This window comes from Aerosakkonema funiforme FACHB-1375 (assembly GCF_014696265.1).
GTDB classification, from domain to species: Bacteria; Cyanobacteriota; Cyanobacteriia; order Cyanobacteriales; family Aerosakkonemataceae; genus Aerosakkonema; species Aerosakkonema funiforme_A.
In genome coordinates this window covers 69170-90313 of sequence record NZ_JACJPW010000015.1, presented here as the reverse complement: position 1 = coordinate 90313, position 21144 = coordinate 69170, and the positions used below count along the sequence as shown (strand labels likewise).

The 21144-nt window shown below is 41.9% G+C and carries 17 protein-coding genes; 3 read left to right on the top strand and 14 right to left on the bottom strand.

Annotation, left to right across the window (positions count from 1 at the left end):
- Positions 1-8 precede the first annotated feature (8 nt).
- From H6G03_RS08220 to H6G03_RS08195, 6 genes are all read right to left on the bottom strand, one after another.
- Complete coding sequence (locus tag H6G03_RS08220) at positions 9-761, bottom strand: DUF928 domain-containing protein (protein WP_190463831.1); 753 nt, start codon at positions 759-761, stop codon at positions 9-11.
- 27 nt (positions 762-788) lie between these two features.
- The gene (locus tag H6G03_RS08215) at positions 789-3125 is read right to left on the bottom strand and encodes a CHASE2 domain-containing protein (RefSeq protein WP_190463830.1); all 2337 of its coding nucleotides are present in this window, start codon (positions 3123-3125) and stop codon (positions 789-791) included.
- 28 nt (positions 3126-3153) lie between these two features.
- A complete protein-coding gene (locus H6G03_RS08210) occupies positions 3154-4662 on the bottom strand; it encodes a DUF1822 family protein (protein WP_190463829.1) in 1509 nt (502 codons plus the stop codon).
- Entirely contained in the window at positions 4662-6401 is a 1740-nt protein-coding gene (locus H6G03_RS08205; protein ID WP_190463828.1) for a hypothetical protein, read from the bottom strand. The genes H6G03_RS08210 and H6G03_RS08205 overlap by 1 nt, the downstream gene beginning before the upstream one ends.
- Before the next feature lie 57 nt (positions 6402-6458).
- Positions 6459-7010, bottom strand: coding sequence for a hypothetical protein (locus H6G03_RS08200; protein ID WP_190463827.1), 552 nt, complete (start codon positions 7008-7010; stop codon positions 6459-6461).
- A 75-nt stretch (positions 7011-7085) separates the two neighbouring features.
- Positions 7086-9515 carry a CHAT domain-containing protein gene (locus H6G03_RS08195; RefSeq protein ID WP_190463826.1) on the bottom strand — a complete coding sequence of 810 codons (2430 nt, stop codon included), beginning with the start codon at positions 9513-9515 and terminating at the stop codon, positions 7086-7088.
- Positions 9516-9708: 193 nt separating this feature from the next.
- Between H6G03_RS08195 and H6G03_RS08190 the strand changes: the two genes are divergently transcribed.
- Both H6G03_RS08190 and H6G03_RS08185 read left to right on the top strand, forming a co-directional pair.
- Complete coding sequence (locus H6G03_RS08190) at positions 9709-10185, top strand: hypothetical protein (RefSeq protein ID WP_190463825.1); 477 nt, start codon at positions 9709-9711, stop codon at positions 10183-10185.
- Positions 10186-10375: 190 nt separating this feature from the next.
- Positions 10376-12664, top strand: coding sequence for a TRAFAC clade GTPase domain-containing protein (locus tag H6G03_RS08185; protein ID WP_190463824.1), 2289 nt, complete (start codon positions 10376-10378; stop codon positions 12662-12664).
- A 368-nt stretch (positions 12665-13032) separates the two neighbouring features.
- Here H6G03_RS08185 and H6G03_RS08180 read toward each other — a convergent pair whose 3' ends face one another.
- A complete protein-coding gene (locus tag H6G03_RS08180) occupies positions 13033-13248 on the bottom strand; it encodes a hypothetical protein (protein WP_190463823.1) in 216 nt (71 codons plus the stop codon).
- Positions 13249-13389: 141 nt separating this feature from the next.
- Between H6G03_RS08180 and H6G03_RS08175 the strand changes: the two genes are divergently transcribed.
- Entirely contained in the window at positions 13390-14631 is a 1242-nt protein-coding gene (locus H6G03_RS08175) for a DUF4336 domain-containing protein (RefSeq protein WP_190463822.1), read from the top strand.
- Between the two features lie 77 nt (positions 14632-14708).
- Here H6G03_RS08175 and H6G03_RS08170 read toward each other — a convergent pair whose 3' ends face one another.
- From H6G03_RS08170 to H6G03_RS08145, 7 genes are all read right to left on the bottom strand, one after another.
- Positions 14709-15494, bottom strand: a complete 786-nt coding sequence (locus H6G03_RS08170; protein WP_190463821.1) for a hypothetical protein — start codon at positions 15492-15494, stop codon at positions 14709-14711.
- Positions 15495-15771: 277 nt separating this feature from the next.
- The gene (locus H6G03_RS08165; protein ID WP_190463820.1) at positions 15772-16044 is read right to left on the bottom strand and encodes a hypothetical protein; all 273 of its coding nucleotides are present in this window, start codon (positions 16042-16044) and stop codon (positions 15772-15774) included.
- 76 nt (positions 16045-16120) lie between these two features.
- A complete protein-coding gene (locus H6G03_RS08160; RefSeq protein ID WP_190463819.1) occupies positions 16121-16609 on the bottom strand; it encodes a hypothetical protein in 489 nt (162 codons plus the stop codon).
- 298 nt (positions 16610-16907) lie between these two features.
- The gene (locus tag H6G03_RS08155; protein ID WP_190463818.1) at positions 16908-18332 is read right to left on the bottom strand and encodes a SagB family peptide dehydrogenase; all 1425 of its coding nucleotides are present in this window, start codon (positions 18330-18332) and stop codon (positions 16908-16910) included.
- 8 nt (positions 18333-18340) lie between these two features.
- Positions 18341-20359: a TOMM precursor leader peptide-binding protein gene (locus H6G03_RS08150; protein ID WP_242056858.1), complete on the bottom strand. Its 2019-nt coding sequence runs from the start codon at positions 20357-20359 to the stop codon at positions 18341-18343.
- 24 nt (positions 20360-20383) lie between these two features.
- Positions 20384-20569 (bottom strand): hypothetical protein, encoded by a 186-nt coding sequence (locus H6G03_RS37870; protein ID WP_242056857.1) that lies wholly within the window; start codon positions 20567-20569, stop codon positions 20384-20386.
- Positions 20570-20724: 155 nt separating this feature from the next.
- Positions 20725-21117: a hypothetical protein gene (locus tag H6G03_RS08145; protein ID WP_190463817.1), complete on the bottom strand. Its 393-nt coding sequence runs from the start codon at positions 21115-21117 to the stop codon at positions 20725-20727.
- Positions 21118-21144: the final 27 nt, after the last annotated feature.

The window sequence follows — 21144 nt, the reverse complement described above, 5'->3', positions numbered from 1 at the left end:
ACTTTTCATTAATTTTTTTCAGGCGTGCAGCACTCTACTAGACGTTCTTCAGCCAGATTTTGTAATTTAACAGCCTTTAACAAAGCTATCCAGTTTTCTTTCAGTACAGCATCATCTAAAGCCCTGCGGCGTTTGTCAGCTAAATCGGTTAAAGCATCATACCAAATGCCACTAATAGCGTAGGCGTTGTAATCCGGTGCTAAAGAGTTTAGCGGAACTCTTTGTATCAATCCTTGAACAAAAACATATACTGATTTATCTTGAGTATTGCAAAAAAGTTTGAAGTACCAACGGTAAGTTTTACCGATTTTTAGAGCATATTGCGGATTAGACGGCAAGCGAAGTCTGACAATCCCTGGTGTTTCACGCAGCGTAAAGGGAGTTCGGTAGATTTCTCTATCTGCTTCTTCATCCTGCAATACAAACTCACCAGATTGTATTTGGTTGGAATTATAAGGGACATAAACCCAAAAGGTAGGATATTCTGAGACAGTTGACCCCATATACTCAGGTCTTAAGGGAGTCAGGGGTATATCTACGCTTGGACATCCGCGACGACTGCCTCCTGTTGTGCGCCTATCAGGTCTTCCCGTACCAGAGAAATCCAGTGGTTGTTGGTTTGATGATTGTGCTTGGATAAAGTCGCGATTAGTATCTGAGGTAGTTCGTTGTGCCTGTACAGTTGTGGCATTGCTAGTAAAGTTCAAGGTTATCCAAGCGATCGAAAAGGGAAGAGAAAGTTTTTGAACAAGTAACTTCATTTGATTCATAATTTCCTGTACAAATATCTATTGCTTTTTTCGATTAATAAAGGCAGTGTATGCTGTTACAGTGATGCCAGTAAATATCAAAGCTAACGCCGACGGGACAAGTGGCACCCAACCAGCTTTCAGCAATAAGACAAAACAAACTCCATATAAGATACCTAGCGCAGCGGCGATCGCTAGTATCCGATAGAGTAGCGATCGCCAGTACCATACCAGTACACCTCCTACTAAAGACCAGCTAGCAATCCAAAATATTTCGATTTCAGAAGACCACCACCACAGTAGAGGCCGCCGATCTAATACAGCACTGAGGATCTGACTGATCATGTGAGCTTGAACGACTACTCCCGGCATTTTCATCGGCCATTCACCCCCACTGTATGGGGTAAGATGCAAATCTTTATAACTTGAAGCGATCGTACCGATAAGAACAATTCGATCCTTTACAAGGCTGGAGAGTTCAGCATCAATCGAACCGTTTAAAATTTCTTTAAGAGTAACTTGCCTAGCAATTGAATCAGCAGCACGGTAATTAATTAAAATTTGGTAGCCTAAAGCTTCTTTCGGTATTAATTGATATCCCCCAGCATCTGTTGTTAATTGCTTCAAGATTACGTTACCAATTTGTAAATTTTTTTCTGGGGTAAATTTTATAGGCGAGATTTTTTCTTCTGCCAAGTAACGCAGTGCAACCAGGAGGCTGAGAGATTGTTGTGTTTGACAACTAGACTTATCAGTTTTGGACATACCCAACAGTTGGCGACGAATAACACCATCGGGGTCTTCGGGAATATCGCTAAATCCCAGACGTTCTTCTTCTTGGATTTCAGGAGGAGGCGACGTGCCACCAACTTGGCATATTCCAATCAAACGTTCATTTTTTTTCAAATGCTTTTCTAAATTTGGATATTTTAATTTTACTGGAGATTCTCGATATAAATCTAAACCAATGACTCGCGGTTTATGCGGTGTAATTTTATCTAGAACTCCTGCCAGTGCTTGATCTGATAAGGATTCTGATTGCCTCTCCATCTTCATCTGTTTTTGATATTCAAGATCCTCTTCAGTTACAGTAACTATCAACAATCGCGGATCTAGCTTGTCATTGTATGGTCGCTGTCGCATCAGATGGTCAAATGCCCACAGTTCTATTGGCTGAAGTATTCTAAAGTGTCGTATTCCGATCAGCAATCCTGTTACAAGCAAACTTGCAAGAAGCACAGTACGGAAACTTAGCCTACGCTGTATTTCTGAAGTTTTGAGTAACTCTTTCCAAGTTGGCGGCACTTCAGCTGGATGCTGACAAATTACAGGCAACCAAGTTGCCCCCGGATATTTATCTTCGATTCCATCATCGTGTAACCTTTCTCGTGCCGAGCGCACTGACAAATATAAAGACTGACCTTCAGCAAATGCACTCAAAAAATACTTCAAAAATTCTTGGGCTACCTTATCAGGGACTCGCTCCCGCATCACAATAATTTGCCCTATCTGTAATTCTTCTAATTCATTCGCTAAACCCAATCCATCACAAGAATTAAAAATTGCCAGCTTCAGACCTCGTTGAATCGCTTTGCCTAAGCCATACTTTAAATCATTAATTGCTAGCTTTTCATTTTTATTAATATAAATTTCTCCTGTTTTTTTCTTCGTGCGGCTATGCCCTGCAAAGAATAAAATATCCCAATCCTGTTCCCAAAGTTGGTCATTAATGTCTTGCCGTTGCGGTTTTACTAAAAAGACAATTTCTGTTTCCGGTAATCTTGCCAAAAATTCCCGGTCTTTATCAAGATCGATTCCTTCGTTATCTCCCAAAATAGCTAAGATTCTGACCTTCGCCTTCATGGTTGCTCTTTTTTGCAGTTGGTCATATTCTGGGGCGCTTACTGCCACTTCAGCTTTAGGATGAGACTTAGAATCAAAAAAATCCCATAGATGCCAAGGGAGTCGTCGCAATTCTAGGTTATCTGTTTGAATAATCACCCGAATTGGCTCGTTCGACTCTAGTGTTGAAAGCATTTGGTCTTTAATGGGGCGAAACGGCTCCGAATTGAGCCAAGCATTGAGTAACTGCTTCAATTTTTGGGTCAATTTTTTAGCGCGATCGCGGTACTCCTCAATATTCTCCGAGCCATTCGTCACTTGTGTAGCAGGTTCCTCTAATCCTCGCTGTTCCTCAAGGAGATCGAGAAAAGCCTCTCGCCACTCGCCATAGTGTTCGGGTATTTCTGGCGCAGGGGGTAACTTACCAGCGAGTTCCACCAAAGGGCGATCGCCTTCCGCCCCAATTCGCAGAGTGACTGGAAATCCTGCCTCCCAGTCACCCTCGCCAAACTTAAGGACAACTAACTTACCCATTGCTAGCCCTTAAAAGTGTTTCTTGACCTCAGATGACAAAATCCTCTGTAATCGAGGCATCTCCTAGAGAGACTTTAACACCAAAGCGATCGCCTGATAACCCGCTAAACTTGAGTTGAATAAAATTATCATTCTCTCTTGCTTTCGCTTCCAAAAAAGTAGCCTCGCGATCGTCAAGTATTGTTAATTGCAACTGCGGTGGTAAATAAGCCTTATCATTCATCGGATACAGCCTCACAAGTACAGCTACTTTCCCTTGTGGTTTTTCTAAGATTGATACCATCAAAGCTACAGCATTACCCACCAACTGCATTCCTAAATCTTTGATTCTTCTTTTACCAGTTGCCGGATTTTTAGGATCTATTATTAATAATTCCTCAGCCGCAGTCCAACGGGTTTCCTCATTATCAGTAGTACGAATCACCCTAACTAATGCTTTGACTCCTTCCTCTACTAAAGATTTAACTTCTCGATCGTTGCAATCGTTCTTGAGAAGCGACTCTAAGTTTTTGGCTAGTTTTTTAGCCGTTTTTTTTCGTTTATCTTCATTCGTACTACTGCTTAACAATTCAATTTGTCTCTTAATTGTTACTGCATCATCAAGTTCGGTATCATCAAGTTCAACTCTTCTACTTCCTCGACCGCGAAATGCTAAAGCAAGATTGGTTTCTTGTGTCCCGAAAAGTTCTTCTACTGCTTGCCATCCCGACTCAAAAAGATCCTGCCACCAATTAGATAGATTTACCATTGTGCGCTGAGATCTTGTAGCCGTAATAGGAGTTACAGATATCACTGCTGGTGTTAAAACTTGCTGCCGTCGCTGTTCGTACAATTGCTGCCTCCAAGTATCATTTTCTAACAATGCTGCCCACTGTTCAAAATCTATTTTTAACCGAGGAGAAGAAGGAGAGGGACGACTAAGTTGCTGCACAAGTTTTTCTGCTTCCTTCATTGACAAAATAGGGAGAGGCTTTCCCACTGCTTTTTCATCCGCACCCATTTCCAACACTATCCACAACACCTCCAAATCAGCAATTAAATCCTGTCCTTCTAAACAATAGGTGCGGTCAAGTCTATCGTAATTTCCTAATTGTTTTAACTGTTCATGAGTAGCATATCCCCACACACGCAACCAACCATCATCGGGGTGAATTTGCACCGCTAAATAATAGTCTGCTGCCCAAGTAGGAATATCCACCCATTCTTGAGGAACGCAGAATTCTTCTGTATTATTAGCTTCGCAGGGAATCAAAACAATTCTCTTTTTTCCAATATTTATTGCCGTGCCATTGACAAATTCCCAAAAAGTTGGTAATACTTTATCGCTGGGAAATACTTTTACTTCAGCTTCCGTATTTTCTGCCAACCAATTAATTAGTTTGCTCAAGCAAAGTCGATTCAGATAAGCATTCCACCTAGCTGAATCATTGGAGTATTCGTTTTCAGAAGGCCATGCTTTATCTTGGTCTTGACTAGAAAATTCTAGACAAATTTGATCGGCATAAATCTGGTTTAATTCCTGTATACTTAATTTCATTACTCTACCCCCGTTTTGTCTTTGGTCAACCATTCTTCAACAAATTTAGCGATATCTTGATTTTCTTCATCTAAAAATTCAGCCTTAGCTTGAACGACTGAAGTCATAAACTCAGCTAGTCTTTGATTGACTAAATCTATAGTCAATGTTTTCGCTAAATTTATTGTACTCAAGGCTTCATACAGAATTTGATCTACCTCTGCTATTAATTGACTGCCTACATAGTCTGTCAATCGATATTCCAGATGTTCCTTAAGTTTTTCAAGCCTTTGACTGACTTCAGTTTCGGGGATTTTTAGGTAATTAGCTCCAGCCTTCAGATCAAACCTCCCCTTGTTATAGCACTTTTGTAGGAGTGGTACATCGCCATTGAATTCGTTATTAAGGGTATTGGATAAAAAATATACGAACTGTTCTCTAAGATAATCAGTAAACCACAAATCCATCTTTTTTGACTTCTGATTAATTTCTTGAGCAGTCATTGGCTGATCTAAATATTTGATCAAATCCCGTAATAACGAGCTACGCCAAGCTTTTATTTTGTTAGCAATTTGATTCCGTTCAATTCCAAACAACTCCCCAACATCACCCTGATTAAATCCTAAGCCATGCCAAAGCCTCAAGATAATTTGTGCCTCTTTCGGTAGGGAGGAAAAGGCATTTGATAGACATTCTCCGATCTCTGCATTCTTAAACCCCTCAATTCCTGACTCACTTTCATACATCATTTCTTGGTCAGCAATTGCGTCAAACTCTTCTAGCTCAGACACCTGAATTTCGTTACTATTCCGTAAGGATTTAACACAGAACTTAAGTAATTTATCAATGCTTTCTGCATTAATGCTTTCTGCGGTCATCGAAGGTGCTAACTTAAAATCCGCTTGTAGTGTGAGAAAAAATAACGCACCAGCCAGACAATTTATATAAATAAAAGACAGCTTAATTAGTACAATTAATTGCTGCTTATATTTATCTACTTGCTGGTTGTATTCATTAGCAATGTTGTTCCGATGTTCAACATTAGGCCAAGGAAGTGGTTGACCTCTTCTAGGTGTATCAGGAGTATAATTATCCTTAAAGCTTTGCCAAGCCAGTAAATAAGACGTTAAGTTTTTTTCAGTAATACCCTCTTCTTGTAAAGCTTTTTTCAGAGAAGTTTTAGTCTGCCGTCTCAGCAGTCCAGCATCAGAATGGGTCTTTTCACCTGTTATCTCTAAGATAGCAGTTACGAGTTTTGTGTGACCCCAATTTTTGACGCTTTTGACGCTATTACTGCGGCTAGGGTCGTAGTCTTGCAAAATTTTTTCGGGTTGAGCAGCTATGACTCTAGCTATTTGAAAGTATTCCTGAAACAAGTAGGAATAGGATGATTTTCCCGATCGCTTTAGAGCTAATTTGTGGGCAATCCAAAAGCAACTTTCTTCAAAATAAGCTGATAAATGCAATCTAGCTAATGGGGGTTCGCGTAAAAATAGAATACCAGCCATGCAATTATATTCTCGAAGGAGCAACCAAAACCAAATGATTGATATAGCATTAAGTTGCAAGTCTTTTATCCAGTATTCTGCTAAATTTCGCTCGTTAGCTGTCGGAGTTAACTGGATAACTTTCCTAGCATTCTGTTGTAATTTTCGGTGCGATCGCCAAGGATCATCTGGAACAACGAGATGATTATTCATCCATTTAAATTGGAGAAAAGTCGAATACATTTTTTCCTCATTTTCTCGTTCAATTTTCATTGTTTTTATTATCCTCACAACGAGTAGTATTAAGCCAAAATTAAATCAATCTATCCATCAACTAATTCCTCTTTGCTTGCGGGCTGCGATCGCCTGTTCCAACAAACCCAGCGACCCATCTGGTAAAATCTCTTGCAGACTCAATAATAATCTTTCCCCCAACTCTTTTTGATTGGGATCTTCTCCAGTTTCCAGCACTGTTTTAAGTCGTGGCATTGCTAACTCATCGACCAACTGAATCAGCATATTTAAACATCTATCAAACTGTCTTTGAGTAAGTCCGCCATCTTCCAAAGGAAACTCAATTGAGGCGCGAACTTCCCCATCAAGCTGGTTATATTCCCACCGCACCATCTTAGTTTCCCAAGAAAGTGCTAATAAAGTTTGAAACAACACCCCTTTATATACATGATCTTTCACTCCCGTTAGCAGTTGGGGTGCTACCATCTGAAAATACTCTCCGTTCTCCATTAAATTGATAACAAGCCAAAAATTCTCAACGTTTTTAGCTTTGACCCCAGTGATGATGCAGTTATTCTCTTCATCGAGTTTGTATTTCCAACCACGTTCATCGAGATAATGTGCAATCTGTGGTAAAGTCGTTGCCATAATCGCCTCTTGTCTTAACTCCGTTACTTTCTGTTTATGTATCGGGAGAGGATTGGAAAAATATGTAACTCTTTCTCATTCCGCTTCGCCAATAAGGGTAAAAGCTGCCCAGTCTTTAGGATTGGGGTGTGTTCTGATAGTGGTAAGCATCGCCTGACGTAGTGCTTGCGCTTTATCAGGACTTCTCTGCATCTGGCGATAAAATTCGGTCATCAAGGATGCTGTTGGTGCGTCGGGTACTGACCACAGGGAGACGACTACACTGGGAACGCCTGCGGAAATCAGAGAACGAGATAACCCGATTACGCCATCACCAGTAATGCGCCCTTTTCCGGTGTTACAGGCACTTAGGACAACTAATTCAGCGTTGAGTTTCAAATCTAGGATTTCGCTAGCGGTGAGCAAACCGTTATCGTTAGGAGAGGGAGCGAGTGCGATCGCGCCTGGTACACCCCCACCTGTATAATCATGCAATAGTCCGTGAGTCGCCAAATGAATGATTCTGGCTTTGGACAGTTGGGATAAAATAGCCGTCTTAGTAGCTTGATTCCCTATCAGCGCTTGAGTTTTGAACATTTGTGCTACTTCCGTTGCTTCCCGTTCCGCAGCAGGGAGAGGAGATAATTGTCGCGCAGGTTCCCCAGGAAAAGGCGAAACTTCCGGCATTGTGGGGTTGCCTACTACTAGCACATCTTTAGTTGTTCCCGGTACTCGTTGACGCTGTTGGTGGGTTAAGTCGAGAACTTGAATCGATGGTGCGGTGAGGATAGTGTGTTTTTCGATTAAAAATTTGTTGTCAGCGTCTTGCAATGCTGGAAATGGAACAAAAAATAAGGCTCCTTGGGGAATAAAGATAACACGGGCATTGGGGTCAGTTGGCAGTAAGTCGGCTATTGGTTCGATGAGGAGTTTATGGAGTTGCTGCAAGCGCTTGTTCTGTGCGTTGGGAGATGATACTTTGGTTACATCTGCGATCGGGCGTTCTATAATTACGCCTTCCGCGAAAGAAGGTTGCCTGAGTCTTACCGTGCGATTTTGGGGATTGACAGAAACTACCTGCCATGCTGGGTAATTAGGGCGATCGTTATTGAGTCTTACTAAGTCTCCAGGGGCAAAAGATGGATTGTTGGAAAGGGTTGGATTATCGCTTTCACCTCTGTTGATACCTGCGGAGACTAATTCGAGGTTTTTGCTAACGAGTTCTTGTAAAGAAGTGTTTTGTTGCTGCCATAGGGGTTTGAGATCGACCTGGCGAAAGGCAATTTCACCTGTCGGTTTGACTACCCAAATGTATAATTCTGATTCACGTCCTTGTATTTTTCTTTTAATTTTGAACTTATTATAAATAATTGAATATTGAACAATTATCGCCTTTTGCGCTTTACTAATTTTTTGAATATGTTTAGCTGTCAAAGACGGAGTATTATAATCTGGAGATACTAGATTTATGGCTAATAAATCCACAAAAGCTCTAGCACGTCCACTTTCAGCTACTTCTAATGCTTCATTGATCTTGTTCTGAGCAATCAAAACTTGTTGCAATATTTGATAGGTGCCAGCTTGTCGTTCAAAAATTGACACTTTTTCAGCATCTCTGCTACCCAAACCTACTCGTAGAGATTCCCAAACCTCTATTCCATCCCGCAATGCTATCTCTGCTTCTGAGAACTTGCCTAATTCACCAAGAAAAGCACCTAGATTGTTCAGAGCTACCCCTTCTCCGACACGGTTTTTGATTTCCCGTGCAATTGCTAAACTCTGCTGCACGTATTCAATTGCTTTAGTATAGTTTCCCAAGAACCTATAAGCATTGCCCAGATTCCTTAGAGCCGTACCTTCAACATCACGGTCTTTAATTTCTCGTGCAATTGCTAAACTCTCCTGGTAATAATCAATCGCTTTGGTATAGTCTCTCAAGGAATTATAAACATTGCCCAGATCCCCCAAAGATTGCCCCTCACCCACACGGTCTTTAAGTTCTCTTGCAATTGCAAAACTCTGCTGATAATAATCAATCGCTTTGGTATAGTCTCCCAAAGAATTATAAGCATTGCCCAGATTTCCCAGCACATTCTTCTCAAGCTGACGGTCTTTGATTTCTCTTGCAACTACTAAACTTTGCTGCTGGTATTCAATTGCCTTGGCATAGTCTCCAAGAAAATCATAAGCAATACCCAAATTGCACAAAGCGCTCCCCTCACCCACAAGGTTTTTGATTTCTCGTGCAACTGCTAAACTTTGTACTTTCGCCTCAGCCTGACGATCTTTAATCTCCCGATACATAGTCAATGCTTGTTTCCAAGACTGCAAAGCAACTTCAATTTGACTGGTATGATACTGCTCAAGACCTTGCTGGAACAGTCGATCGGCTTCCGCTTTCCGTTCCTCCACCGTCTGAGCCAAAACCTGTGGAACCGAAAAAGGCACTAACAAATTAATCGGTAAAGCCGTCGAAACTGTTACCAGAAGACTAACACTACTTAAAGTAAGCTTCCAGGGACGCATAGCTGAAAGGGGGAGAACTACTGTAATTATCCACAGTATTCCTCAAATTGCTGACCTTGTTCCCAAAAAACCTGCATATTCTCCTCACTCTATACCGATAAACAAACAGCCAAGCTTCCACGCGGACTAGATTTAGTCCTCAAAACAGTGGTGTAGAAGTGCTGAAAGGCTTTTGTTGTAAGGAGTAGCCGCTATGAAGTCCCTCAAATTAACCAAATCCATCACTGCTTTAGCAGGTGTCGGGGTATCCTTGTTTTTCACTTCCAACATAGTGGCGCAAGCATCAGCGATAACTCATCCCACCGTTAACGCCATTCTTCAGCTACCAGCATCTCAAACTTTAGGCACTTCCCACCCTATCCCACAAACCCAACTTATAGCACAACAGTTCATCCCAGCCATAAGTTGCCCTAACATGGTTCGCTACGTTTTCGCCGAAACCAGAAACTTCTTAGTTTATATTTGCGGCATCAATGGTAGACCATCCATGTATGTCGCTGTTGACAAAAATGGCAGACTCGGTGGCATTATTCTACCTCTCAGGAGTTATAATAGTCGCCAATTTGTCGCAGCTAACGGCAATGTGCATTATATTCTTACAGCCCAAGAACTAATTGTTACACAAGGTCGCCAAATCATCCTCAGAGAAAGGGTAACGCGATTGGAATAAATAACTATAGCTGAGAAAAGGCAACAAAATTGGTTAGAAACCAGGTTTCTCTAAATAACCTGGTTTCTAACGCTTTTCGCTTTATCTTCCTTAACAACTTAGTAAAAATTTTTTCTTTTTCCAGCCAACCCAGCATATTTTTTTCAAACTCTCCCGATAAAAAGACAGAAGTTTCACAAGGAATTACACAATGACATCCAACACAGTTAAAGACTTTCTCGAAACTGTAAAACCCGGACACAGCGGCATCACCTGCCCTGCTTGTGGTTCCATTCTTGGTATTCGCCGCCAAGGTACTTATGATATGATTTTGACCAAAAAAGCTCGACTAGAATTAGATAGTTCTATCACCAACTATCGCAGCTTTTTAGAAGGTCTGGAAGCCGTTCTCGAACAGATCAATATTATTGGCATTAAATCTACTTCCGTCAACTCTTCTTACCGCAAAGAAAAAGCTGACAATCCATTCTTAGCAGAAGGTGGAGTCTACAAAAATACCCAAGGCGCTCAAGCTGTCGAGGAATACGTTAGCAAAAATATCGACTATTTCGAGTGGGGACAGAATTTCTGGAGCTTCTACAGGCGTAGCGATTTTGAAGCTGTCGTTGCTACCAATCTAGACGCTAATAAAGACAAGGTACAAAAGATTTACAACCGTGCTAAGGAAATCTTACTATCTGGATTAGAACCTCGCTCTTTATCTGGGCCATTAATCGATTTGATCTTCGAGCAAAGATATGTTGCCCAATGGATGAAGAAATTTTACGGTGAACGGGCTAGCTTAGAAGCACTTTTGGATGAAGTTTGTCCTAACCTTTTATTTTATCTCAAGTGCATTCTACAGCTTGACAAAGCGCTGAATGGAACTCCCGATCCAAATTTAGCCGAAGCAGTTCTGCGAATTCAATTTATTTTAGCGCTGATGTTAGGGCATCGCAGTCAACAAAACATACAAGTTGTCTCCCTAATCGGCATCAAAACGAATGTTCTGTTTATTCTCCCTCGCCTGACATACGTTTCTCCCAAATTACTGCATCGTCTCCTTTGCTCTGAAGTAGTTTTAGGCAATCCTAATTTAGGATGGGATTCCAAATTTGTCCAAGCAGTGCGTCAACTGGGAATTAACCCAACTACGAATGAAGCTGCTTTAGGTTCAGGTGCAGTAAATGGAAATCAGCCTGATGTCGTAGCCAGAATTGTTGAGTTTTTGGGTACTCAAATTTACAAATTTGTGCATTTCGCTTGCAGTGGTTTAGTAGGCGATATCCCGGAAAATTCTACTACAAATAATTTGCTTAACTACGATTGGGAAAATGACAAATGCGGTTGGTATCCTAAACCAGAAGAAACCCACTCTGTCATTTTATTGGGTAGCCCTGGCACTGGCAAATCTACCGTGATGCTAACAGGCTTTACCACTTTCTATACCAACGCGGCGGCGCTTGGTGCTACAGTTAGTTTTGACTCCCCCGATGATGAAGCTCGCATGAACGAGTTGAATCAAGAATATTGGGCAGGACGAATGCCAAAACCAAATCCTCTGGGTGTTAGACGGAGTATCAAACTATCAGTTGAATTTCCCAACACTTCTTTTGGAAAAAGTCACTTTGTTTTTACCGATATCCCTGGAGAAGTTGCTGCTCAGAGTTTAACTAAAAGTGGCTCCGAACCTTGGGTATTGCGGATTCTCAAAAACGCCGAAACCATTGTATTCTTTTTCGACCTGTCCATCGAACCTTCTATTCGAGAAAAGCTGACTAAAGGAGATCAAGACGGGACTTGGAAAGGATTGGAAGATAACTACAATCGGGTTAACTCCTCTCGTCAAAATGCTGCACAAGTTAGTCAGTTGCAACTCCTCCAAAAGTTACTGAGCGACCTTCAAGATCAAAAGGGCGCTGAACATCTAAAAACGACCAAATTTGTCTGCGTTATTCCCAAAATCGATTTGTTTGTCAATGAGGATGATACAGCACGCTTTTTCTTCACCAATTTTTACGAATCCTTGAAGCAACGGCGGCTTTTGGTTCCTTCGCGACACTATCGTAATGAATCTTTTGCAGGTTTATACTCTTTGGGAGGTACGGGAACACAAATTGCCAATAGTCGAGGGATAGAACTGCAAAAAAGCATTAGCAAGTTTATCTCTGATGAAGCACTCAAATGTTTAGGTAATATTGGCAATGCGCTAGAAGAAGACGAGGAATTACAACCGTTAAAAACTTCTCTGGTTGATACCATTGGCGTTCGGTTAGTCGCCACTGTCAAACACACTTTTAGCTCAGGAGACAATATCTACTTTTTACCCGTTTCTGCTCAAGGTGAGGATAGCAAATCTATTGAGCTAGGACATCCTCCTAACCAAAAACTGTCCGAGTACGTATTTATGTTACCGATCGCTTTGTGTGCTGAAAAAGCCGTTACACCACAGTCAGAAGGACAGGCTGCAAATGCTTTCAATAAACGGACATCCATCTAGGGCGTAAAAACTGATTGCGCCAAAACTTCTTTGATGGAAGTTTGGAACTTTCCTCACTGATAGCTTCAGCTATAGAGTTTTAGCTTCTATGGTTAGACTATGTGCTGAACTATCTGTGGGGATTTCCTTTTGAGTTAGGTTTAGCTGTGCGACCAATGTCGCGATCGCACTTTGGAGAAATCAATTATTCCAACTTAATATTACCTCTACGCTTTTTGCTACGTTATTTGTGCAAGGACTGTGATAAACAATTTCTCGATCACAATCATCAAGGATGGTAAGCTGCTTATTAGCTTCTACTTAACAAATACGAGCGAGCCAAACAAAAAAATTAGTCCCCGGAGAGGGAACTCGAAGTTAAATTATTTTTAACGGTATCCTTGGTTAATTGCCCATTCCAAAGCATCGCCGTAGGATTTAATTTCCGGTAATACCCGAAATACTTTTCGCAATCCGGCATCTCCGTCTTGACCGAGAAATTCTGCTGCTTGGCATTTAGCTAAAATCCAGTTTACCAACTTGAGCTTACCGCAGTTAGTATGCAAACCGAGATTGATATTTTGAGCGAAATTATGTCTGTGCATTATGGTTAAACGCTTTTAAATGTTCGTTCATGTAAAAGCGTTAGCTTTGCTAAAATATAGATGATAGGTTCAGAATTATTTAAAATATAAAGAAATAAAGATTTAAAAATTTAGGAGATTATCGAGGAAAGTGTGGAGCCGATGGGATCACTTCAAGAAGGGCAAGAAACCAAACCACAGCAGGCTAGTTCGAGCATCAATCCTAGAGACTGGGTATGGGGTTTTTGGCCTCTGGTGCCGCTCTACCCCTACAGCAAGCGTCGGACAGTTCGCACAGAAGCTTACGAAGATACCATCTGGACATTCGATCAAATACAAGGCATCTTATATACTGTCGTGCCGATTCGCATGACCGTTGTTAAGCTCTCAAAGGGCGGTCTGCTAGTTTATGCCCCGATCGCACCGACAAAAGAGTGCATCAAACTTGTCAAAGAGTTGGTAGCTATTCACGGCAATGTTAGGTACATCATCCTGCCAACTGCCTCTGGATTGGAACACAAAGTTTTTGTTGGCCCATTTGCCAGACAATTTCCTTCAGCACAGGTTTTTGTAACACCTTCTCAGTGGAGTTATCCGATAAACTTGCCTTTAAGTTGGCTCGGTTTTCCTCGAAATCGGACTCACGTACTACCGGAAGACAGTAGCTTAGCACCCTTTGCTGATGATTTTGAGTACGCCATATTGGATATCAATCTCGGACGCGGGTCGTTTGTGGAAGTAGCATTGTTCCACAAAAACTCGCGCACGCTGCTGCTAACAGATACAGTGCTGGCAGTACCAGAAGCGCCGCCTCCAATCGTTCAATTAGACTCCTATGCCTTGCTGTTCCACGCCAGAGATACAGCCTTAGATGTAATTACTGATAGCGAGGAAAACCGCAGCAAAGGATGGCAGCGGATATGCTTGTTTGCACTTTACTTCGCACCGAGCGCATTGGAGCCAGTATCGCTCAAACAGGCGTTTCGCGATGCCTTGAAAGCACCGGATAGGTCGAAAAAAGCTTATTTTGGTTTGTTTCCGTTCCGGTGGAAAGATGACTGGCAGCGCTCGTTCGATCGACTGCGAGGGGGCGGAAGACCTTTTGTAGCTCCCATTTTGCAAATCTTCATTCTCGACCACGCACCTAAGAAAACCCTTGACTGGGCTGATAAAGTAGCTAGTTGGAATTTTCAGCAGATTATAGCCTGCCATTTTGATGCGCCTATCCAGACAAGTCCGTATCAATTTAGACAGGCGTTCTCATTTTTAGAAAACGAGCAAACAGTAGGTAAAGTCAACAGCGGAAACCAGCTTTTACCGCCGGAAGACTTTGCGTTTATCATAGAACTGGAGCAGAAGTTAGATAAAAGTGGTATCACGCGATCGCCTCTGGAAAAGCTGTAAACGATGTAATTTATCAACAAATCGATCGCGGATGACAAATATTATCCCGCTCATCACTAAGCGGGATAGCCTTTTATTCAAATTTCATCAGATGCAATCAATCCTACGAGTTTAGGTACTAATAGTTTATGGGCGCTTGCCAAATTCTTGGTCATAGTCGAACGACCTTGAATATCATGTTTTAATGCCAGTTCCTTCAACTTAGCGAGAGTCAGTAGTTTGAGTTGTTCTTCTGTAGCCATCTGGTTGTTAGAATTGGACTCAGGAAAGGCTGCTTGAGTTTCAGAGCATACAACCGAATTTTCAGCAGTATCCCTATCTTGAAATTTGCTCTTTTGCTCGGAAATTACTAACCACTCTGCTACTTCAGCAGGAACTTCATCTGATGATTCATCTTCTGCATCAATTTCTGAGGAAGCTAGCTCTACTGGCTCGTTTGTAACTGTAGCACCATTTGCTTCTACTTTTGTTACCTTTTCAACAGGATTGGGAGTACCTTGATTAGCCGTTAATAGCTCTTGCAATAACATAGCAGTACTATCTCTAACTACCTGTAAATTTGATGGTCGCGCAGTTTGCATTAACTGTTGATAAGTGCTTACTGGTGCATGAAATACCAAACTTGACCATCCGGTAGTAGCGGTGCGATCGCCAATACAATGCTGGGATATAATTGTTGCATTATCTTCGATTAGCAATGCAATAATATCCCTAATAGCAGCACGAGCGCATAGGGGTGGAAAACGCAAGCGACCTGCTATATTATTATTGCTATCTTCAGAATTCAATTCAACTAAACTGAATTCTGAAACTCTCATAACTTGCTTGCGATCGCTCACAATTGTACTAGCTGTGGTAGGCATAATTCAACCTTTGTAATTATTCATTGTTTTTCGTGCGTTAGCACTGTTAGCAACTACTGCGCTTCAATTAGCTTTCGGATTTGTCTATGCAATTTGTTCAAGTGTCTGGTTAACAATTGTTTTACTCGCTCTTGCTTATTTTTGCGCCTTTGATGGTAGTAGTGATTTAATTGGTGCAGAAGAATTTTCAGGTTATTTTGGTTCATAAATGCCAAAAAATTAATTGTCCGTTTCCACTGTGCGTGTGAACGCAACGAAAACGGACTGATGGTATTAGCTACAAACTATCTACTGCACAAAAAGCATCGAAATGTGCTTTGATAGCTCTATAGGCGGTGCTGGAGAAATCACCCCACATTTGCTCTGTAGGTTGGTTTCCTATAAATGACAGGATGACTCCAAACCCAGCACCGCAATAGCGCACGGGAAATGTAACCTTGCCTAAATGCTGGTGAGGTCGCACTTGGATACCGAAAGAGAACAGCTTTCTTTCAGCTTTATTCAATTGTTGAATGGGGGCATGGCTAGTTTTAGCGAATGTAGTATTCATGGTGAGTAAACAAGCGATATGGAACTCATTGTTGAGAGCGTTCTGCTTATCACTTATTTACTTGCGTAAGCAATTTTTAAGCTGCTTTTTGTTCAGTTTGCTGGAAAGCTTGCCTTACTTCATTTGGCTGGGATTTGAGAATATATTTGATTTGAGCCCGAAGGTAATCCAATCTTTGATATCGACCGTTCACTCTCACGGCAATACCCAATTGTTTGCCAACAGAACGAATAGTAACCTGTGTACCTTTCTCAATTAATGTTAGTGTTTCACTATCAACTGCGGCTTCTTTTACGAGGTTAGAGGAAGGTTTCGTTCGCTTTTCTAACTGTTTAGTTACCAATCTAGCTTGATTAAAGATTGCTGGCGGAGTATCCGGTGATTGAGAAGCAGTTAATTGTTGTGGCGTAAGTTGTTGTTGGCAGTATAATAGTTTTGAATCACAACAATGCCAGAGTTTCACTAATCCTGTAACAAAATCTAGCGTCATCATCCCGAAGAATAAAGCCAGAACAATTTCAATGACAACTGTCAGAAAGTTTTGGAGGTTGGGGAGAAAAAGCATTCGTTATACCTGTAACGATTTGTCCACTTTCCAGCCTGTAGCGATTGCTGGAGTTTCATTGTTCTTTCCCCGTTAGGGGTCGCCGTGGTGACTTAAAATACGCTTTGTCAACAACAGGTGCTTGCCGCAGGCTTCCAAAAAGATATCTCTAAACCCATTGAGCTAGACGTTTTGGTGCAAGCGATCGTTGGGCTAGTTCGCTCAACTTAATCATAAGATAGCTATGAGCAAAACCCTAAATGTCACCAACAAGCCAGTAGATCTTTTGTGCCTGTGGAGCAGCGCCAGGAGAGCATTTCTAAGACTGCTTGCTACATAGAGCGAATTCGCCAACAGAGGACTCAGCATAGTAGTCTGTTCCTACGGCAGCGGCAAATAAGTCGGCGTTGCCGCAACCAATAGCGCAAGGGGCTAAGTCGAGGGTAGTTGCCACCAGATACATAGTTTGAAATACAGCACCCACATTTTTCAGAATGCCAGCATAGGCGATGGATTCGTAATACCAGGTAACTCTGGGAAATCGAGCCGCTAAAATAATTAGAATTTGAGGAGTTTGTCTCTCTGGATTATTTTGCGCTGCTTCCTCTAATAAAGCTTCCACTTGAGAAGTTTTAGGAGACACTAAAGAAAGTTGATGTTCTTGAGGATTGTAATGGTACAAACCAGAGGGTATGTGAGCGCAACAATTAATTGTTGTATAAACTTCTAGTTCGTAGCAAGCTCCGGCACTGGGATATGGCCGATTACTCAGTTCTTCTGTTTCTGTTTTGAGGATGTCTCTAACTCTGAGGGAACGGTAAAGAAATTCTCCCAGTTGGCGATCGCTAATTGGTTGGTTGCCATAATGTCGAATTGATTTTCTCTCTTCTAAAACACGAGTAAAAGGTAAATCATTTTTTTTGAGCGCTTCAATATCCGGTCGATATAGGGAAATAATACTGCCTGTTACCTGATTTTTAATAGCAGGAAGTTGGGGAATTTTATCCAAAAAACGATAGGTTCTCCCCACAGGTTGGCGATGTCTTCCGGTTCTCACCTTACTGTGGAAAAGTAAATCGTGAAATTCCCATTGCACAAGAGCATCCTGTTTATCTTCGGCAATTTCCCCCTCGATTTTAACTTCTGAAAGCATCTTGGCAGCATCAAGCAAATTGAGGAATTGTTGCACGGCATTTGCAGAAATACCAGATATTTTTTGGCATAGCTGAGAGTAAGAACATGGTTGGTTAAGTTCGGCTAAAATAGCGCCTCCCCGCCAATCAAGTATTACCAACTGCACCTTAGATAGGGGTGATTCCAGTACTATTTGATTGTTCTGGCGATGTAAATAAGCAAACCGCGACAAAACATAAGACTGTTTGGGAGAAACTTCCTGAATTGCAAAAGCGGGCGCTCTTACAAGGGGAACTATTTTGGCTAGCGGTGTTCCATCTGCACAGAAAGTTTGACAGATCAGGCCGAGGCGTTCAAATTGTTCGAGATAATAATAAAATTCAGGTAGTTTGGACAAACCATCAGTTTCTTGAACCAGAGAACTCAGTTGTTCCCGCGTCCCTCCATCGCCGCATAGTACTTGCCAAGCCTGCAATATTCCCAGCGAACAATTGGGCAAAGAAATTGTGTTTTTGGAGTAGGTTCCTGTTTGATAGTTAAGCACCCATTCCTCATTTTGCTGTTCTAGGGATATGCCTGGTAAAAAAGAAAGTATAGAAGTTTCAGACATTTGATATATTAAAAAATTGACTGGGGATTTAGCTTTTCTTCTGGTAATGGTTGTGAGAGCAATCCTAACTGCACGGGTACGTTGTAAAGTCGTCCTGGTGCCAATCTCCGCCAATAATGGCGCATTCCAGGAACAATAACTTTTACTACATTTAAATTGATATCGGGACGAGTTTGATCCAGCACAAACATAGACATTCCCATATTTTCGACAATTTTTTGGCAAGCTAGAACATCATTGAGTAAATCTTCATGGCCAAACTGGGAATAATCAGAGGAAATCTTTTCAGGTAGGGTAGGATGGGGAAGAAAATAGGGACAATCTTCAATAGTGGTTTGCTCCGGTTCATTATTGTTTGGGTCAGAGTTTGCCTCCCGTGTTGTAAAAACCGGGGGAAGTGCTTGATTAACCTCAGTTAAGGCTCTGGTAATTGCTATTTTGGCATCGAAATGCGTTCCAAAACCAAACAATAGCTGAGTGACTTTTCGAGCGAAAGTGCTAGAAATAGCGACAAAAGTGGGAATGCCAAAATCGCTGGTGACATCAAGAACCCAAATTAGGCGTTCAATTGTGCGGTAATATTCCTGTAGTCCCCGAATATATGGGTCATCAAAACTTGTTAAATTTACACCTGGTCTTTGTAAGCGATTGTACCACCACAAACAAACGCTATCCCGCTCTACTAATTCCATAAAGCCTTGTAGAATAGCTTCTTCTATATTATTTCCGGCTGCGGCTCCGTTCGAGTCTGCCCAGCAATCGGGACTTTGAGAGCGAGGATATCCGTAATAGCAATAAGCTGTAGGCAGATACTTGAAGGTTCGATCCGTTAAAGACCAAATGGGAGTCCAGTCAATTATCCGTGAGGTATCGAAGGGTTCTGGTATTTTTTGATGCGGGGGGCAATGTACATTCCAAAGATGTCGATTTTGATATTGTTTTGAGCTAAAGTTTAGGCAGGTATGGGGATGAATAGCTGTCTCGCCTAAGTCTTGATAAGTGGCGCGAATGCGGATTTCATCTCCCTGAAATGTGCCAGAGTAACGTTCTATTGCTTCGCACAAACCACTGGCTTTTGCTTGGTCTACGGTTTTACCTTTACCGCCGCTGCGACCCCTGACTGTTTGGCGGAGAAAATAAAGGTCATCGAACATCAGACCGAAGTTGTGTCCGGCTATATAGGTGTGATTCCAGCGATTGGTGGGGTGAGAAAGGCGATCCAGATTTCGCACTACTCCGGTAATCGGACTGATATGATGTCCGTATTGTGCCAAGGTTTCTTCTGGGGTGATGCTGCGATATCCGCCATCTTCGACAATGGCTTTGGGACGACTTTGTAAATTGATGGGGATGGGAGGGCGAGTAGGAGCGTATAATTCAGGTTGACCGCAACTGCAACATTGCGGACGCCGAACTAACTGATGGGAAAGCATTTCCAGCGACCTGAGATTCAGTGTTAATACCTGACCTTCTAACTGTTGACTTTCTGCTTGTGCAATCCATTTCGCAACTTCTGTAGCAGCTAAACCAAATGCAGTTTGAAGAGTAGAAGGTAGTGCAGCTTTAGAAGTAGGAAAAAAAGAGGGTTTACCTTTTCTTTGATGGATAAACGCATCTACAGGACGATTTCCTCTTAATCGCTGTGCTAAACATTCCCAACAACCTGTTTTTCCGGGATGGAAAATCGGCCCAATCCATATCACAGTTCCTACAGGTTTAACTAACATCCAAGGCTGCTGTAATTGCAGTGCTTTTTGATTAAAAATAGCCAATTCATCGCGCAGGTAATCATCTGTTAAAACAACCTGATATTTTCCTTGTTGATTTACCTGGAGATGCAGCGATTTTAAACTGGACACAAATAAGTGAGTGGGAATATTACCAAAGGTTGTTACCGCTACTTCAGCCGTTGGTTGCAGATAAGATACTTGTCGATTATCTATTGACAAGCTATCCCAAAAAGCGCCTGCTTCAGGAGATATACTGTTATCGTTTTCAACAATATATCCCTTCTGTTCTAATCGCATCAAAGCATAGTAAACTTCCGGTGCCTATGCTGCATCTGCCAGCAAATTCACCAACTCTTCTACGGTGCGAGAACCATCTAGCAAAGGAGCTAATTTTTGATAAATTTTTCCAGTCAAAAATATGGGATCTTGCTCCGATAGCAAAAAGACTCCTTCTGGTTCTACCACTTCTATATGGAAGCAATGCTTAAATCTCGGTAGACGAATCATATCATGTCCGGTTGCATCGGCATCGCGCGGGGGGCAGGTTTAGAGGCCAGAAACCGGGTTTGTTGGTAGAAACCCGGTTTCTTTGTGCAGGTCTCACCTTACTTTTTTGCTATTTTTTGTAAACAAACCCGGTTTGTTAGCTGTTTTGCTAAATATTAGCAGCAGGTTGGGATTCTATCTTTAGGAACTGCCGAGAGGTTACCGCTAGTCAAAGCTGAAAGTTGCTCTTCTGAAATATCCGCAGGCTTAGGAGGTAGGGGAATTCTCCAAACTACATCATCTGATAAACCAGGTGTCGAGCCGATACTCCAGTTGTGATTAAGTTGATCTATTTGTACCCGAACACCAGCAGGAACATTAATTCCTTCAACTTCCAAAGTTTCTCTCGGCTCGGCTAGCAATCTTTGCTTAAATTCAGCATCTAACCAGGCTTTCGCAATTAACATAGAAACACGCTCGCCGATTTCTTGCCACCCTTCTGGTAGCAAGCTGGCTTGTTCTTGCCCTGTTGAAAGTTCAGTATTTCCCACTTTTGCTTGGTAGACCATGTTATCTCCCCTTCACTGACGCTATAT

Coding starts and splice junctions, on each gene's coding strand:
- H6G03_RS08220 (WP_190463831.1), bottom strand. CDS start 761: ATGAAGTTACTTGTTCAAAAACTTTCTCTTCCCTTTTCGATCGCTTGG.
- H6G03_RS08215 (WP_190463830.1), bottom strand. CDS start 3,125: ATGGGTAAGTTAGTTGTCCTTAAGTTTGGCGAGGGTGACTGGGAGGCA.
- H6G03_RS08210 (WP_190463829.1), bottom strand. CDS start 4,662: ATGAAATTAAGTATACAGGAATTAAACCAGATTTATGCCGATCAAATT.
- H6G03_RS08205 (WP_190463828.1), bottom strand. CDS start 6,401: ATGAAAATTGAACGAGAAAATGAGGAAAAAATGTATTCGACTTTTCTC.
- H6G03_RS08200 (WP_190463827.1), bottom strand. CDS start 7,010: ATGGCAACGACTTTACCACAGATTGCACATTATCTCGATGAACGTGGT.
- H6G03_RS08195 (WP_190463826.1), bottom strand. CDS start 9,515: ATGCGTCCCTGGAAGCTTACTTTAAGTAGTGTTAGTCTTCTGGTAACA.
- H6G03_RS08190 (WP_190463825.1), top strand. CDS start 9,709: ATGAAGTCCCTCAAATTAACCAAATCCATCACTGCTTTAGCAGGTGTC.
- H6G03_RS08185 (WP_190463824.1), top strand. CDS start 10,376: ATGACATCCAACACAGTTAAAGACTTTCTCGAAACTGTAAAACCCGGA.
- H6G03_RS08180 (WP_190463823.1), bottom strand. CDS start 13,248: ATGCACAGACATAATTTCGCTCAAAATATCAATCTCGGTTTGCATACT.
- H6G03_RS08175 (WP_190463822.1), top strand. CDS start 13,390: ATGGGATCACTTCAAGAAGGGCAAGAAACCAAACCACAGCAGGCTAGT.
- H6G03_RS08170 (WP_190463821.1), bottom strand. CDS start 15,494: ATGCCTACCACAGCTAGTACAATTGTGAGCGATCGCAAGCAAGTTATG.
- H6G03_RS08165 (WP_190463820.1), bottom strand. CDS start 16,044: ATGAATACTACATTCGCTAAAACTAGCCATGCCCCCATTCAACAATTG.
- H6G03_RS08160 (WP_190463819.1), bottom strand. CDS start 16,609: ATGCTTTTTCTCCCCAACCTCCAAAACTTTCTGACAGTTGTCATTGAA.
- H6G03_RS08155 (WP_190463818.1), bottom strand. CDS start 18,332: ATGTCTGAAACTTCTATACTTTCTTTTTTACCAGGCATATCCCTAGAA.
- H6G03_RS08150 (WP_242056858.1), bottom strand. CDS start 20,359: ATGCGATTAGAACAGAAGGGATATATTGTTGAAAACGATAACAGTATA.
- H6G03_RS37870 (WP_242056857.1), bottom strand. CDS start 20,569: ATGATTCGTCTACCGAGATTTAAGCATTGCTTCCATATAGAAGTGGTA.
- H6G03_RS08145 (WP_190463817.1), bottom strand. CDS start 21,117: ATGGTCTACCAAGCAAAAGTGGGAAATACTGAACTTTCAACAGGGCAA.